A 15617-nucleotide genomic window follows, 5' to 3' on the forward strand; every position below is an offset into this window, starting at 1 on the left:
GGGAGACACGCCATGCAACTCGCCACCGATCCACCTATCGGACTAAGAGTCGAACTTACCGCTTCTGATAGGGCGGTTGCTGCAGTCACGACTGACATTGCCGGACGCCTGGAGAGGCTGCCGATGTCGGCCTACCAGCGCAAGATATTCGCGATCATTGCCTCTGCGTGGCTCGTTGATCAGGTCGACGTTGCTCTCCTGACCTTCCTCCTTGGCTCCATTGTCGTCGCCTTCGGATTGACGCCGACCGAGGCGGGACAGCTCGCGGCAATGACCTTCGCCGGCCAGCTCGTAGGCAATGTGATCGCTGGAATGGCCTCGGACCGCTTCGGACGCAAAACGGTGTTCCAGGTGACGATGGTCATCTGGGGCTTTGCCAGTCTCGCAGCCGCCGCTGCGTGGAGCCTGCCCGCTCTGATGGTCTGCCGCTTCCTGATCGGGGTCGGGGTCGGCGGCGAGGCCCCGGTGGCGCAGGCGATGGTCTCGGAGATCGTACCCGCGAACGTACGCGGCAAGTACATCGCCTTCATGGAGGGGTTCTGGGCGATCGGCTACGTCCTTTCGGGAGCGATCAGCTTCTTCGTGCTGCCCTATCTCGGCTGGCGCTGGGCCTTTGCAATCGTCGGTTTACTTTCGATGGTCGTGCTCTTGGTACGACGCTCTATGCCGGAGTCGCCGCGCTGGCTCGCCGATAACGGTCGCCACGCCGAGGCGGATGCAGTGATGTCCATGATGGAGCACGAAGTCGAGCGCGCCACTGGCCGGCCGCTACCTCCCGTGGCTCCTTCCGTCACTGCCGTGGCCTCTGTTCCGGTACCGCACCAGAACCCAGTCAAGACACTATTCTCGCCAGAGTATCGGATGCGCACCGTGATGGCCTTTGGGATGTGGTTCTTCGCGCTGATCGGCTTCTTCGGCCTCAATTCCTGGATCGCGGTGCTGCTGAAGGAGCGCGGCTTCTCCATCGTTGGCTCTGTCGGGTTCGTGACGCTGATCACCGTCGGCGGCATCCCCGGCTTCTTCACCGCGGCACTGATGCTGGAGAAGGTCGGACGTAAGGCTACGACGGCGGGGTTCCTAATCTGCGCGGCCGTGGCGGCCTACGTCTACGGCAACGCCGTCGACCAGACCTGGCTGTTTGTCTCGGGCTTCGTGATGCAGTTCTTCATGTTCGGCATGTGGAGCTGCCTCTACGCCTACACCCCGGAGCTATACCCGACCCGGGCACGGGCGACGGGGGCCGGCTTTGCCTCGGCCTTCGGGCGGATCGGTGCGATCCTAGGGCCGATGATCGTCCCGGTTCTGGTACGGGACTACGGCCCAGCCACCGCCTTCCAGGTCGGCGCGGGCGGTTTTGTGATCGCCGCGATCCTCGTCTTGACGCTAGGCGTTGAGACCCGCGGCAAGGTGCTCGAAGCTGTCTCACACTAAAGCGAATTCGCCGGCGCGCGGCCTGGCGCGCCGGTCCCTTTAGCACCTGCTAGAAAGTTCAGAAAATGCCTGTCGTCGATATGCGCAGCCGCCCCACCTTCCTGCACGCCTTCTTCGGCGCCGAGCCAGATACACCGTCCTACGGCGTCGTGCGTTGGCTCAACAAGCGCGTCGGCACGCAGGAGATCGATCACTTCACCCGCGGCATGACCGTCGAGGGGTTTCGCTCCGAGATGGACGACGCCGGTATCGACGTCGCAATCATGGTGGCCCGGTCGGTACCAGGCGTCCGGATCCCCAACGATGCTCTCGCCGAGGTCGCCCGGCATGAGCCCCGGCGACTCATCGGTATCGCCTCCATCGATCCGATCGAACTTGGCCGAGACGCAGCGGTGGCGGAGGCCAAGCGCGCCGTGACGGAGCTCGGCTTCAAGGCCATCAACATCGATGCCGGCTTCTACGCGGAGGGGATGCGGGCCGACGACGATCGTTTGATGCCGCTCTACGAGCTAGCTCAAGACCTGCGCGTGCCGGCCTTCGTAATGTCGGGTCCGACCACACCAGACCTGCGTCTCAACGATCCGCTGGCGGTCGATCGCGTGGCCAAGACGTTTCCGAAGCTCCCATTGGTCTGTTGCCATGGCTTCTACCCGAACGTCGCCGAGATGGTCACCGTTGCATTCCGGAACGAGAACGTCTTCGTCTCGCCCGACATGTACACCTTCGCGGTTGGCGGAAAGCTCTATGTGGAGGCGGCCAACGGCTTCATGAAGGATCAGTTCTTGTTCGGCTCCTCCTTCCCCTTCAGGCCGATGCGTCAGGGCGTCGAGGATTTCCGCGCTCTCGGGCTGTCGGACGCGGCGCTCGACGCCGCATTGTGGCGTAACGCCGATCGGCTGCTCAATCTTGGCCTTTCCGCCTAAGGCTGTCGGTACACATAAAATATCGGGAGGCTGCGAAAGACATGCTGAGACGCGATATCCTGCTGGGTGCGGGCGCTCTGGCGCTCGCTGGACGCCCTGCGTTTGCGAGCGAAGCGGATCTCCCCTTCGGCAACGGCGACCGCAAGCTCGTGGCCTATCCCGGCAAGCGCCCGCTCTTACAGATGACCGCCCGCCCGCCGCAGCTCGAAACGCCGTTTTCCGTGTTCGACGAAGGCGTGATCACCAAGAATGATGCGTTCTTCGTGCGTTACCATCTCGCCGATATTCCGACCGAGATCGATCCCGAGACCTTCCGCGTCACGATCAAGGGTCACGTCGACAAGCCGCTGTCACTCTCGCTGGCCGAACTCAAGGCGATGCCACAGGCCGAAGTGGTCGCGGTGAACCAGTGCTCGGGTAACTCACGCGGGTTCTTCGAGCCACGCATGGCCGGTGGACAGCTCGCCAACGGCGCCATGGGGAACGCCCACTGGAAAGGTGTCTCGCTCAAAGCCGTGCTGGACAAGGCCGGGGTCAAGGCCGGAGCGGTGCAGGTCTCGTTCGAAGGACTCGACGGACCGATCCTGCCGGAGACTCCGGATTTCGCCAAGGCGCTACCGATCGACCACGCCAACGATGGCGAGGTGATGCTGGCGTTCGCCATGAACGGCGAGGACCTGCCCTGGCTCAACGGATATCCGCTTCGCCTCGTTGTGCCGGGCTTCTACGGCACCTATTGGGTCAAGCACCTCAACGCGATCACCGTCCTCGACAAGCCGTTCGAGGGGTTCTGGATGAAGTCCGCCTATCGCATCCCGGACAATCCGTGCGCCTGCACCGAGCCCGGCAGGGCGCCGACAAGCACGGTCCCGATCGGACGCTTCAATGTCCGCTCCTTCGTGACCAATCTCACTGACGGCGCCAATGTGAAGGCCGGCAAGTCCGACCTGCGCGGCATCGCCTTCGACGGCGGCTCCGGCATCAAGGGCGTGGACGTCTCTACCGACGACGGCAAGACCTGGATGCCGGCCAAGCTCGGGCAAGATCTCGGGCGCTATTCGTTTCGGCCGTGGACGCTCGCTGTGGACCTCTCCGCCGGGGCGCATGCCATCAAGGTCAAGGCTACGGGTAACGACGGCACCAGCCAGCCCATGGAGCCGCGCTGGAACCCAGCCGGCTACATGCGCAACGTCGTCGAGACCACTCGCATCCAGGCAGCTTGAGGGAGGCGGACATGATGCGTTTCATCTACGCGACCACCCTGATCCTCACGGCCGGGGGAGCCCTTGCGGCCCCGAAGACCTACACGCTGCCCGAGCCGACAGCGCAGCTCAAGCCAGCCGAGGGACATACGGCCGGCCTCGAAGCTGCGCAGGCCGCCTGCCAAACGTGCCACTCCGTCGACTACATCGCGATGCAGCCGCCGGGGAAGGGCAAGGCGTTCTGGGAGTCCGAAGTAACCAAGATGATCAAGGTCTATCATGCACCAATAGACGAGGCCGATGGCAAGGCCATTGCCGCCTACCTCGCCGCCACCTATTGAGCGCGCCCGCGCGACCGGTCTGTGTCCGCTGCTGCGAACCGCGGCCTATCGCATCGCCACGAGCTGCGTCGCGTAACTTGCGACCTGCGAGACCAACGGCACGTCGTAGACAAAGATCCGGCCGGCGACGATGAGCAGGGCTAGCCCCCAGAACACCGCGCCGCCAATCCGGCGGGCGGCCCGATCCCCGGCATCGCTCATGCAGGCGCGGGCGACGCTGTCAGCGACGGGTTCGCCAAAGGGTTCGAACGTAACGGCGAGCCGCGGGTCGGAGAGCGTACGCATGAGTGGTAAAATCGCGCTTCAAGACGCACCGTTCAACGGACGCGTCTTCCGAAGTTTCGCCCATGCGGAGAGCGTCCTTCTATCGGTGCCCGTCATGGCGCAAGGTTTCTTCCCATGGCGCCGAGACTTCGCCCCGTGAGCCCACACGCGTCTCCCGGCTCCGTGCCCGACGCAGCTAGCGGTGCTCCCGTTGCCGTCGCCACTTCCGCCACCCCGCCCCTGACGGCGAGCCATCGTGAAGAACCTGCGGCCATGACGAAGACCACGGTGCTACCGGGCATCGTTTTGTGCCTGGCCATCGCCGGCGTCTCGGTGGCGGCCCAAGCTGTAGAGGAGCGGGCACTGGAGCACCCTTACGTCGAGGCCTTGGTGGTAGCGATCCTGCTGGGCATCGCCGTACGCACCGTGTGGGCACCGGACGCGCGCTTCCGCAGCGGCATCGCGTTCTCGGCAAAGCAGCTGCTGGAGGTCGCCGTCGTGCTGCTCGGGGCTTCCCTGAGCCTCGGGGCGATCGTCGCCTCCGGGACGGCACTGCTCGTGGGCATCGTCGCCACCGTGATCGTCGGGATCGGCGCCAGCATTCTGATCTGCCGGGTGCTTGGCCTGCCGGCCCGGATGGCGATCCTGGTCGCCTGCGGCAACGCGATCTGCGGCAACTCGGCCATCGCCGCGGTCGCCCCGGTGATCGGCGCCGAGCCCAAGGACATCGCCGCCTCGATCGCCTTCACCGCGGTGCTCGGCGTGCTGATGGTGCTCGGCTTGCCGCTGTTCGTGCCGCTCGCTGGCCTCTCCGACAACCAGTACGGCGTGCTCGCCGGGCTCACCGTCTACGCAGTGCCGCAGGTGCTCGCCGCCACCGTGCCGGTGAGCCTCCTGAGCACCCAGGTCGGGACCCTGGTGAAGCTCGTACGCGTGCTGATGCTCGGCCCGGTGGTGGTCTTTTTCTCCTTGATCGCGCTCCGCCTGTCGCCGGAGCCGGGCGCGGCACCCAAGAAGGCCGGGCGGCCTGGCTTCACCAAGCTGGTGCCATGGTTCATCCTTGGCTTCCTGGCGCTGGCCTCCGCTCGCTCCCTCGGCCTCATCCCCGACGCGGCGGTCGCGCCGCTCACTCGCCTCGCCGGCTTCCTCACCGTTCTCTCGATGGCGGCCCTCGGCCTGGGCGTCGACGTGCGCGTGCTCGCCCGGGTCGGCGGGCGGGTGACGCTCGCTGTCAGTGGGTCCCTCGTAGTACTGGTCGTTGTCAGCCTACTACTCATCCGCGGTCTCAGAATCGTTTAAAGGACCAGCGAGCGCCCTGGATACAACCAGCGCGGATTGGTCCCATATTCTCGCGTTGTACAGACGACCCTATTGTCGGAAAAACGGTCGTTTTCTCGATGGTGAGTACAGAGAGATAGAAGTCGCATAGGACGAAAGAAAACGGCCGGAGCATCGCTGCGCCGGCCGTCCCCGATCGTCCTGCCACGGTGCAGCCTGTCTCAGCCAAAGTGCCCGTCGTTGAAGGCGCTGCGGCCTTCCAAAGCGCCGTTCTGGAGGAAGTGCAGCATCGGATCGATGTCAGCGTTGGCGACGTCCAGGTTGGCCGCCTCGTACGCCTTGGTGTCGAAGCTCGCAGACGGATCACGTCCCTCTTTCCAGCCGTTCACCTCGTAGTGCGCCAGTGGATCGATGTTGGCTCCCTTCACGTCCCCGTAGGCCGCGAGGTAGCCCTTGACGTCGAACACGCTGTTCGGGTTGCGGCCCTCGTGCCAGCCGTTCGCCTCGTAGTGGTTGTAGGCGAAGGCGAAGCTATCGCTGCCAGCCGCGATGGCTGCCTTGGCCACGTCCTTATTCGATAGGAGGTAGTACTCCGCGTCGAAGCCCGGATGGATGGCGAGATCGGCAGCCTTGCCAACGGCTGCGTAAGCCTGCCGGCCTTCGGCTTGTCCGTTGGTCATGTAGTGGGCGAGCGGGTCGAGGCCGGCCATGGCTACGTCCGGGTTACGGGCGAGGTAGAGTTCATTGTCGAAGTTGGCTGCCGGGTCTCGGCCTTCCTTCCAGCCGTACTGATCGTAGTGGGACAGTGGATTGACACCAGTCTTGGCTACATCTGCATTAACTGCAAGATAACCGTTGGTTGCAAAATTTGAATTAGGATCGCGGCCTTCATGCCAGCCATAATCGTTGTAGTGTTTCACCGAACTTATACCAGCAGACGCAACATCTACATAATGAGTTCTATAATAATCTTCATCAATCAGCGAAAATTGCTTTTTATCGGTATAAGTAATATCTTGTAGCAAATTCGTTTTCGTGTATCCCAAATCTTGAAGTATGTTTATATCTGTCGATGATGGTAAATTGTTAGGTCCATTGTACTCAGGTATCATTAGTTCATTTTTTCCATTTATATCGGATAGATGGCCTTTAGAAGGGACTAAACCAACTACGCCAGACCTAGGTCCTTCGAAGAAGCCCTCTTTTGTTCGCAAACTCCACATGGAATTAGCTGTCTGGCTCCCTAGACCTAAGGCATGCAACAACTCATGTGACATCACAGATGTCACGTCGTATGATTGTCCCGAAGCATCTTTTTTATCTTTCCCGCCATTATAAAAATTCTCAAATGCAACTGTATTAATGAAAATAATTATATCGCTATTTGTTGAATTGGAAGCATATTTATCAAATTTATATTGATAAAGGTAGTTCGGAATACTTATAGGATTTGATGTTACTGAGTCATATACTGTAGTTTCCTGAGCGGTGGCGGCAGCAAGAGTATTGCTAGGCAGACCAGCCTTGTTAACAATAAATATTCTTGGTTTATCAGGCAATCCGCCTGGAAGTAGTTGCGATATATTGTTAAGCGCAGCATCTATATCATTTTTTATCAAATCGATATATCGCATATCGCTGGGCGCAAAACCGGAATCTACTGCAAATATAGAAGATAATTTTCGTGTTGCTTGATCATCATCCGTGATAAATCCGTAAATAGGCTGCCTATCAGTTATGATCGAAATTGAAGTGTTATTAGTGTATACATATCCTAAACCCAGGCTATATTTTTCAACTGGTTCGATTTGTTTGTCCGCAATGGTCTCGATTTGTATAGTTTTTGAGGTGTCGCCTGGCCGGAATGCAACATAGTATTTTCCACCTTCGTATGTCACATCATTTATAGGCTTTATGCGCCAGTCCGTGTCTAGTTGTGCATTGCGCAAAGCATTGTCGGCTGTGATGTTAGTGTCAATAGCATTAGGCAGTATTTCAACCTTGATAACGCTATTTCCGGCTGGTATAGCCGAATCTAATGTGGCTGAAAATGTTGCGATGTTACCTTCTGGCACAGTGCTATTTACATTTTTCAAAGTAATAGTAGATGGAGTGGTTATTTGTATAATCTGATATTTCGCATAGACGGTGTCTTGTGAATACTCCGGCGGAGAGTAATAGCTGGCATCATCTGCATAGCTTGGCAATTTATCGAAAACACCTACAAACTTAGACGATTGATTGTAATTAGTGTTACCGACAAAACCTCCTGAGTTTCTTATGACATAACCAGATCCACCATAGAAAACGTTCAATGCTCCCGCGCTATATCCATTTACGCTTCCGTATGAAAGGTTGTCGCTGTAGGATGTAAGCGCCTTCCCATTCAGACTGTCATAATCAAAATGCGTTATTGTTGCTCCAACACCCCTAGCTACTTGAACATACATCCCAGGGGTTGAATAATCTAAGGTATATCCTTCGATCGTTTCAGTAGTTCTTCCCATTTGAGAGATTGCTTTATCAGAAACATCGAAATGGTTTTCTAATAAGAGGTATTTTATTGGCATAGCTCCACCTCTACGTAATCCCAAGCGATAGTTTTGCATTTATCAAATTTTTAATCAATCAAAAATATTTTAATTTTATGGCGCGATTTCATTGGCGAGCGTTTGTGCGCCGCCACCGCAAAGGATTTGTAATTACATTGATTGGCCACCCACAGCCATTGAGTTTGAGGCTTTCTAAGTCTGTGTGGAGTGTTGAACGAATGTATGATCGAGGAAGCTGATTTTAACTAGGCGTGTCGCAAACTGGGGTCTGGTACGTGGAATGACACCGTCTATTCCGCTTTCACCTTTTATTTGATTGGGTAAATTCGAAGTAGAGTACGGGTAGCAGCATCCGTACCCTTAACACTGATTGGGATGGCGCGAATGTGATCGACGGCTCCTATGAGAGGGGCCGATGGACTAGTTTTGGCTGACAGACGAGTAATTTGCGAAGATCACACCGCATTTGACCACCGACACGCGGGGCAAAGAGCGCGCGGACGACCGGCGGCATCGTTCCCGTACTGAAGCAGGCATCCGTATATCGCAGGGCGATTGCCGCGACAGCACTGCCGTCACACAAACGTCCGATTGCGTGACGGAGGCGAAGCAAATTGCCACCAAGGCCCGGCAAGCGCTCCACAACCCGTCATTGTGTCACCGATCCACAAACCCACGCCTCGCCGAGTTTGAGCGCGAGCTGATCCGGGCACGGACAGGGGAGGGGCTGAAGCGGGCGCGGGAATGCGGGGTGCGCTCCGGCCCGAAACACAAGCTCACCCTCCATCAGCAGCGCGAGGCCCTAGCACGGCGCGAGGCCGGCGAGAGCTGCGCGGAGATCGGCCGGAGTTACAACGTGAGTCACAGCACGATCTCGCGGCTGAAGGCTGCCCCCGGAGGCCTGCGGACCGATTCGGCCCCGCTCTGTGCCCGGCGCGCTGCATTCCGGTCCTCACTGCTCTGCTACGGTCCCGGCAGACCCAGGACACCCCATGCTCACCCTCACGTCGATCATCACCCGCAGCGTCCTCGCCGTAGCGACCGTAGGCGGCCTCGCGGCACTGGCGGATGGCGCGGTGCGATCGCAGCTCGAACAGGCTGTGCGGGGCAATCTGAGCATCGTGGGGCGTGCCCCGGTGCCGGTGCGGATCGCCCGGGCGGATGAGCGCTACGTGGCGAAGGGGCTGGACCGGAGCCGGCTCGGGGCAACCGTGCGGATGGTTGGCGCAGACGACGCGCAGTAGGCGCCTTACGGTGCGAGTGGGCCGGGGCAAAGACCCGGCCCCTCAGCCTTAACCGAAATGCCCATCGTTGAAGGCGGTTCGGCCCTCCAGGGCACCACTCTGGAGGTAGTGCAGCATCGGATCAATGTGTGCGTTGGCCACGTCCGTGTAGTGGCTCTCGTAAGCCTTCACGTCGAAGCTTGCAGATGGATCACGTCCCTCTTTCCAGCCGTTCGCCTCGTAGTGCGCGAGCGGATCGATGTTGGCCGCTTTCACGTCCCCGTAGGCCGCGAGGTAGCCCTTGACGTCGAACACCGCGTTCGGGTTGCGGCCCTCATGCCAACCGCTCGTCTCGTAGTGATTGTAGGCGAAGGCGAAGCTGTCGCCGCCGGCTACGATGGCAGCCTTAGCCACGTCCGCGTTCGACAGGAGGTAGTATTCCGCGTCAAAGCCCGGATGCACGGCAAGGTTCACAGCCGTGCCGACGGCCGAGTAGGCTTGACGGCCTTCGGCTTGTCCGTTGGTTAGGTAATGGGCAAGCGGATCGACCCCCGCCGCCTTCACGTCCGGGTTGTGCGACAGGTAAAGCTCGTTGTCGAAGTTGGCCGACGGATCGCGGCCTTCTTTCCAACCGTTGGCGTCGTAGTGGCTAAGCGGATTGATCCCAGCTGCGCGAACGTCAGCGTTGGCGGCGAGATAGCCGGTGGTCGAGAAGTCCGCGTTCGGATCGCGGCCCTCATGCCAGCCGGAGGCGTTGTAGTGCGCTGTGGCGTCGACACGCACGTTCCAGACGTCGTTGTTATGGGCGTAGTAGAACAGGTCGTCGACCAGCGCCGAGGACGCATGCTCATTCACCGTTCCGTCGGTGAAGCGATAATGTTCGAAGCCGGAGAGTACGTCGTGCGCGCCGTTTGGCCCATCGAGGATCGTGCGCCCTGCCGCGTCATAGCTGAGGCTGGCCTGCGTTAGGGTGTAGGGCAAGACTACCGTGTCGTCGCCGGCGCCTCCGTCGAGGATACTGGTGCCCGCCCCGGCAAAAAGCGTGTCGTTGCCGGGGTTTGCGTCTAGTGCGTTGAAGGTGACGCTGTTGCTTCGCCCAACGTTTCCAGCGCCGTCTGTCTCGCTGGCAACCAGCGTGTGGCCGCCCGCGCCGGCAAGCACCACGCCGAGAGACCAATGGCCGCCACTATCAACCGTCGCTCCACCAAGGAGTGTCGAGCCCTCGTAGACCTTCACCGTGGCGCCGGCTTCTCCCGATGCGTTGATCCCATTCGCCGTCTGCGTCACGGCCGAGCCTGAGAGATTGACGTAGCGGTCGGTCACGTCACCACCCGAATTGTTGATCGACACCACGGGCGGCGATGTGTCGACGGTCACTACGACAGAGTTGCTGCGGCCGACGTCGCCGGCCGCATCGCCGACCTGAGCCTGAAGTGAGTAGGATGCGTCCGGGCCGAGGCTGACGGTGGTGACCCAAGTATGGTCGGCTTGGATCGCCGCTGTACCAACGAGGTTTGATCCACTGTAGACGCTGACCGTGCCCGTAGCGCTGGCGTCTACCGTTCCGGAGATCACCTGATGGCTAGTGTTCACAGTCTCGTTTGGCGTCGTGATGCTCACGAGGCGGTGGTAACTGCCACTTGGGTCGGTGACCGTTTCGATCGAGCGCGACAGCACCTTCTCTCGATCGTTAAAGGAAATCACAGTTTGGCTAACGACGGTGTCCGAACCAGGACCGCCTGCTACGACGGAAGCCTGAGAGGTGCCATTCAGGTAGAACGTCGTTCCGGCTGCATTATCGCTGGTGAACCCTACAAGAGGAAAAGGGGTAGTGTAAATGCCGTGACCAACGTAATAAGAGGGAGAATAAGGGATTACTATATTATTAAGATATAGTGTAGAGTCTGAAGTGATGAAACTTGTCTGAGCTAGATCGCCTTTATAAATGGTAGGAATGTCTACAAGGGTACTTGAGCTGATACGAAAATTAGTTGGATTTAGACTATTTATAATGAGACTCGATATATTAGAAAATTGAACTTGAGATATATCGAATACATCACTAAAATTATAAGGACCATTAGATCCGATATATAACGTATTTACGCCACCGCCCCCAGAGATCGTATCTCCTGGATGGATGTCTGAGGGAGATTGCACATAGAATGCATCGTTCTCGGCCCCCCCGATAATAGTGTTGGTGCCTGTGCCGAGATAGACGTTAATTAACGCGCTACCGTTGGCGTCAGTCGTCGCGGTGGATTGGCCCCGGTCAAGGGTAACAACAGAACTGGTCCCGTCCCTCAACTTTAGGGTAGCGGCAGTGGTCGTCTCGTTGGTCAGCGTCACTGCCTCAAAGCCATCGAATCGTGGAAGGCTGGTCAGGTCAAACGTGCCGCTCCCGCCGAGGGCGAGGGTGTCGAAGCCTCCCCCGCCTGCCAACGAGTCGTTGAGGTTCAGTGTCGGCTGGGTGCCGTATACGGTCAGATCGTCGTCGGTTGGCAGCACCGTGTCGGCGTTCGTCGTGAGGTAGAAGCGTATCGCCATGATGTTGGGTTTCTCGATCAGACGATGACCGTCATAGTTGGCAATTTAGAGTTAAAACGTTGTCGTCTACAACAGGCATCTCACGCTCAAGTTGCCCATCTGGCTTGGGAGGGTGACCGCGCGTCAGTTAATGAGCCGCCCGAAACGCTCAGTAAAACAACGTCCTAGCTCAAGCCCACGTGACGGTCTCACCTCCCGCAATGTTCAGGCGGCGAACTCCACGATGGCGAATATGCATTCCGTGATGCGATGATGACACGCTGGGATTGACCCTGAAGCTGACCGTTCGCTCTTCTCGAATGAGCTTTTTATCCGTGATGGTCGGATTTCTGACCCCTATGCCACGGTGGGGAACTTCCCCACCCTTGGCCCTCCGCTTCATCCACGCCAGCCATTCCCGGTCGATCACTCTCACCTCGTTCGGGAGGCTCCTGGCGCCCGTGCGTCGACGTTCGCGGAACCGAGCGGGAAGCGGCTTTGATGGGCGAGACCGTCCTGCGCCGTTTCGGGGGCAAGCCCGTTTTGATCGGCTTCTGGATTGATGCGCCGGATCGATGCGCCTTGAACCGCTTGGGCAGATACTTGAGCGGTGTGCTCACCGAGATGATGAGCACGGGCAAAGTGAGGGCGTAGTCGGACATCCGACAGGCTTCTGCGCCACGATCCAACCGGCTTGCGTCCGCCATGCCGAACGCCTGCCTGCGGCTACCGCATAACTCGGACGCTTCGACCCGACGCGTGAATTCTAGACGAGGCTATGTCGGTGGGGTCGCCCGCTGCTTGTCGGCAGCCCTTTTGACGGTTCTGAAGCCTCAAATTCACAGGGTATGGAACATCAGTAGGCGTGCGCTTCGCGGATTTGCACCCTCCCCCTCGAAGCGGGAGGATGGGCGCGGCCGATCCAAATCTAGATGGGCCATCCTTCCGTGCCAGCCGCAGCCAAGCTGTCCACTCGGCCGAGACGATGCGGACCACGTTTGTGTCGTTGCGGAAGCCCGTCACGCGCCGCTCCTCGACCGTGACCATCCCGAGCTTGCGGGCCTCCCGGATGGCGTTGCGCACGGTAGTCTCAGCGACGCCGACGATCGCCGCCAAGTGTCCAACCGCTAGACGACAATCCTTCCGCCGCACGATCTCGGCCGCGACGAGGGATAGCACCGCCTGCTCCGCCAGCGTGAACCGTGCCGCGATGGCCGGTGGAATTCTACCAGAGGCCGCCCAGCGGCGACGGCGGGCCATCGAGGCATCCGTGCGCGGTCGGGAGCCGGCACGGCTCCTAAGGGCTCCTAGGGGCTTTGGGGCGTGTGTTCCGGCCTCGGCCTGCCGGGCCTCGATCAGCCCGGACAGCGCCTCAGCCTCGGCTTCCGACAAGTGCCCCTCTCCGAACGCTTTCCACAGCGCGGATGCGACGGCCGGCAACGCGGCGCGCGGAGCCGCCTCCGCCTGCCGGCGGATCTCGTAGGCGTAATCCATCGTTCACGGTCCCTCACGGGCCGCGGTCCAGGGTCCAGGCACGACTTCTCGATGCGAGAACTGGTGTTCCCGCTTGACTCCCGAGGGGAGCTTATGGCTTGTGAAAGGAAGTCACTCGGCTTTCACAGCCACTCGATTTTGACGGCCTCTCAGGTTCCCGCCTGGGGGGCCGTTGTCGTTTCAGGGTCTATCTCGCGGCGATCTCTCCTGATGCCGGCTCACGACTCGCCATAGGGCGCGCAGAAACCGGACTTGGCATGTCGGCCAGCGGGCACGGCTAAGTCAACGGTAAGGGGCAAGCCGAGGCTTGCCACGAGGCGCTGGCATCCGCATTCCGGCACCATGATCCGGTCCGACCTCGTCCTGCGCCTCGCTGCCCAGAACCCGCATCTCTACGAGAAGGACTGCCAGGCGGTGGTCGATGCCATCCTCGACCGCATCGCAGACGCGCTGGTGGCGGGCGATCGGGTGGAGATCCGCGGGTTCGGCTCGTTCTCGGTGAAGGAGCGCCAGGCGCGAGCCGGACGCAACCCAAAAACCGGAGCGCCGGTGTCGGTCTCGGCCAAGGGCGCGCTGGTCTTTAAGGCCGGCAAGGAGATGCGTGAGCGTGTGAACTTGGAGGCGAGGGCGACGACGCTGTGAGCAACTTCGGGCTAGTGCTGCCGCTGCGCATTGAGGTCGCCGAGGAGTCGGTGTCCGTCGTTGATGCTGCTGGCGTCAGGGCGTTCTACGTCTACACCTGCGCCGAGCCCGAGCGGCGGAGGAACACGAACCGCCTGTCCCCTGAGGATGGCGTCGCGGTTGCGAAGATCGCCGCGCGGGCGCTGACGGATCAGATGGAACGCGGCTGAACCCTGAGAGAGGCAGGCCCGTCCCCCGATCTGATCACGGGGTGACGGGTGCGTCGTGCATCTCACCAGCGAACCGGTCCCGAGCCCGGCTTAAGCGCTCCGTACCCGCGATCAGTTACCAACGGGTCAATGAGCGAGCCGAGTCGGGCCGGCATCCGCCTGGCCCCGGCATCATCCTGAGCCCAGCCCACGCAACACGAGCAAGCGGAACGGTGACTTCGCTTCGCTCGTGACGACGACGCCAACGGCCAAAGGCGGGCGTGCACTGATGCGTCGGCCCCTCTTCTCTGTCTTCTCTACGGTGACGACGGATCGGTGCACGGGGCTCAGGCTGCGATCTTGAGCACGTCCGGCGGCGCCTCCTGCCGAGATCGGAACGCCGCCGCGAAGGCTGCGAGATGGGGCGCCGGATCTGCACCCCGCGGGACATCCGGTAGCGCAGGCAGATCCCCAGCTTTCAGAAGCTTGTAGAACGTCCTGCGGCCGATCCCGATTACGGTCCAGGGCTTCAGCGCCTCCATGGACGAGGATCGGGGCCGAACGCCCTCCTGGTCTCGCTTTGCCTTGCGGTAGGCGGCATCCCGCGCACGGCGCTCGGCAGCAAGCTCGTCGGCGGCGCGGTCAATCGGCGATAAGAACCGGATATCGGCCGCCCGCATCTCGTCGGCCCGCAGGCAGAGAAGTTTGGACAGTGCGCGCGAGCTATGGCCAAACATCTCGTCGGAGAACCGCGATGCAGCGTGCCGGCGCCAATCGCTGATGGCGGATTGCTCGGACGCCCGCACCTTGCGCAGCGCCTCGGGTTGGATCTGCCGAAGCCAGTCCGGGTCCGGGAGAGCGATCGGGACCAAGACGGGCGTGCACCACCGAAGCCACCATGTCGTGTCGAGCCGATCAAGGCGCCGCCGCTCGGCCGCGATCTCCACGAGGTACGGCAGGGCCGCGTTGTAGTAGCTCTCGGCGTCGTCGTCGTTGCAGGGGCCGCCGTACCTCAACCCGATCAGTTTCCCGATCTGCACGAGCAGACTGGCGGCCCGCTTTTCCCGCTCGGACCGGTGGCCGACCTTCTGTGCGCCCGCCCCCTGTGCGGCTTGCTTCGGATCGTTGTCGTTCATGCTGCTCGGCGCCCGCTGGATCAAGCCTGCCGTGCATGATCGTCAGCCGGCAGACGGCGGGGCGATATCAACGGTTGGTTGAAACCGCATCGCTCGACCGATGCGCGGAAAAGGGGCTTTTAGGGGCCGCGAGTCCTCAGGCGATTGCCCTGGGGGCGCCCCTATTCCGAATAAAAAAACGGGTCTTTTTAGGGTGCACAACGAGCGGTCCGACAGGGCTGCCCTACTCCTTCCTTAGGTGCTCAGACTACGGGAAGTCTGACGCCTCGGCCTCGATCGCCATGAACTCATTCCAGACGTTCGGGCGGGCCATGAAGCCGGGCGGAAGCATGGCGTCGATCTCCTCAGGCATCAGGGTCTCGCTGGCCATCAAGGCGTTGGCTACCTGCTCGATGTGTGACGATGAACCAAGGCGCG

The 15617-nt window shown here is 60.4% G+C and carries 14 protein-coding genes and 2 pseudogenes; 11 read left to right on the forward strand and 5 right to left on the reverse strand.

The window, feature by feature from the left end:
- The first annotated feature begins 123 nt into the window (after positions 1-123).
- From MFF13_RS09330 to sorB, 4 genes are all read left to right on the forward strand, one after another.
- Complete coding sequence (locus MFF13_RS09330) at positions 124-1431, forward strand: MFS transporter (RefSeq protein WP_238272051.1); 1308 nt, start codon at positions 124-126, stop codon at positions 1429-1431.
- 65 nt (positions 1432-1496) lie between these two features.
- Entirely contained in the window at positions 1497-2354 is an 858-nt protein-coding gene (locus MFF13_RS09335) for an amidohydrolase family protein (protein WP_147831844.1), read from the forward strand.
- A 41-nt stretch (positions 2355-2395) separates the two neighbouring features.
- Positions 2396-3577: a SorA family sulfite dehydrogenase catalytic subunit gene (sorA, locus tag MFF13_RS09340; protein WP_147831846.1), complete on the forward strand. Its 1182-nt coding sequence runs from the start codon at positions 2396-2398 to the stop codon at positions 3575-3577.
- 11 nt (positions 3578-3588) lie between these two features.
- Entirely contained in the window at positions 3589-3897 is a 309-nt protein-coding gene (sorB, locus tag MFF13_RS09345; protein WP_147831848.1) for a SorB family sulfite dehydrogenase c-type cytochrome subunit, read from the forward strand.
- Between the two features lie 45 nt (positions 3898-3942).
- Here the strand turns inward: sorB and MFF13_RS09350 are convergent, their stop codons facing one another.
- Complete coding sequence (locus MFF13_RS09350) at positions 3943-4182, reverse strand: hypothetical protein (RefSeq protein WP_147831850.1); 240 nt, start codon at positions 4180-4182, stop codon at positions 3943-3945.
- Positions 4183-4434: 252 nt separating this feature from the next.
- Here MFF13_RS09350 and MFF13_RS09355 point away from each other — a divergent pair, with 252 nt between their 5' ends.
- Positions 4435-5460 (forward strand): YeiH family protein, encoded by a 1026-nt coding sequence (locus MFF13_RS09355; protein ID WP_238272052.1) that lies wholly within the window; start codon positions 4435-4437, stop codon positions 5458-5460.
- A gap of 200 nt (positions 5461-5660) precedes the next feature.
- Here the strand turns inward: MFF13_RS09355 and MFF13_RS09360 are convergent, their stop codons facing one another.
- Positions 5661-8048, reverse strand: a complete 2388-nt coding sequence (locus MFF13_RS09360; protein ID WP_238272053.1) for a hypothetical protein — start codon at positions 8046-8048, stop codon at positions 5661-5663.
- Positions 8049-8421: 373 nt separating this feature from the next.
- Here MFF13_RS09360 and MFF13_RS26490 point away from each other — a divergent pair.
- The 3 genes and pseudogenes from MFF13_RS26490 to MFF13_RS09370 form a co-directional block, all read left to right on the forward strand.
- Positions 8422-8502, forward strand: a pseudogene (locus MFF13_RS26490) (IS5/IS1182 family transposase); the annotation flags it as partial.
- Positions 8503-8742: 240 nt separating this feature from the next.
- Positions 8743-8871 (forward strand): annotated as a pseudogene (locus MFF13_RS26365) (helix-turn-helix domain-containing protein); the annotation flags it as partial.
- Positions 8872-8983: 112 nt separating this feature from the next.
- Positions 8984-9235 carry a hypothetical protein gene (locus MFF13_RS09370; RefSeq protein ID WP_238272061.1) on the forward strand — a complete coding sequence of 84 codons (252 nt, stop codon included), beginning with the start codon at positions 8984-8986 and terminating at the stop codon, positions 9233-9235.
- A gap of 48 nt (positions 9236-9283) precedes the next feature.
- Here the strand turns inward: MFF13_RS09370 and MFF13_RS09375 are convergent, their stop codons facing one another.
- Positions 9284-11761, reverse strand: coding sequence for an Ig-like domain-containing protein (locus MFF13_RS09375; protein WP_238272054.1), 2478 nt, complete (start codon positions 11759-11761; stop codon positions 9284-9286).
- Positions 11762-12241: 480 nt separating this feature from the next.
- On the opposite strand from MFF13_RS09375, the gene MFF13_RS09380 reads away from it, so the two are divergent.
- Positions 12242-12394: a hypothetical protein gene (locus MFF13_RS09380; protein WP_238272055.1), complete on the forward strand. Its 153-nt coding sequence runs from the start codon at positions 12242-12244 to the stop codon at positions 12392-12394.
- Between the two features lie 72 nt (positions 12395-12466).
- Here the strand turns inward: MFF13_RS09380 and MFF13_RS09385 are convergent, their stop codons facing one another.
- The gene (locus MFF13_RS09385; RefSeq protein WP_238272056.1) at positions 12467-13234 is read right to left on the reverse strand and encodes a helix-turn-helix domain-containing protein; all 768 of its coding nucleotides are present in this window, start codon (positions 13232-13234) and stop codon (positions 12467-12469) included.
- A gap of 342 nt (positions 13235-13576) precedes the next feature.
- On the opposite strand from MFF13_RS09385, the gene MFF13_RS09390 reads away from it, so the two are divergent.
- Entirely contained in the window at positions 13577-13876 is a 300-nt protein-coding gene (locus MFF13_RS09390; RefSeq protein WP_238272057.1) for an integration host factor subunit beta, read from the forward strand.
- On the forward strand, positions 13873-14085 hold the full coding sequence (locus tag MFF13_RS09395; protein WP_238272058.1) for a hypothetical protein: 213 nt from the start codon (positions 13873-13875) through the stop codon (positions 14083-14085). The genes MFF13_RS09390 and MFF13_RS09395 overlap by 4 nt, the downstream gene beginning before the upstream one ends.
- A gap of 326 nt (positions 14086-14411) precedes the next feature.
- Here the strand turns inward: MFF13_RS09395 and MFF13_RS09400 are convergent, their stop codons facing one another.
- Positions 14412-15200, reverse strand: coding sequence for a hypothetical protein (locus MFF13_RS09400; protein ID WP_238272059.1), 789 nt, complete (start codon positions 15198-15200; stop codon positions 14412-14414).
- Between the last annotated feature and the right edge of the window lie 417 nt (positions 15201-15617).

Origin of the sequence: Methylobacterium cerastii (assembly GCF_022179125.1) — a bacterium.
Lineage (GTDB): Bacteria > Pseudomonadota > Alphaproteobacteria > Rhizobiales > Beijerinckiaceae > Methylobacterium > Methylobacterium cerastii.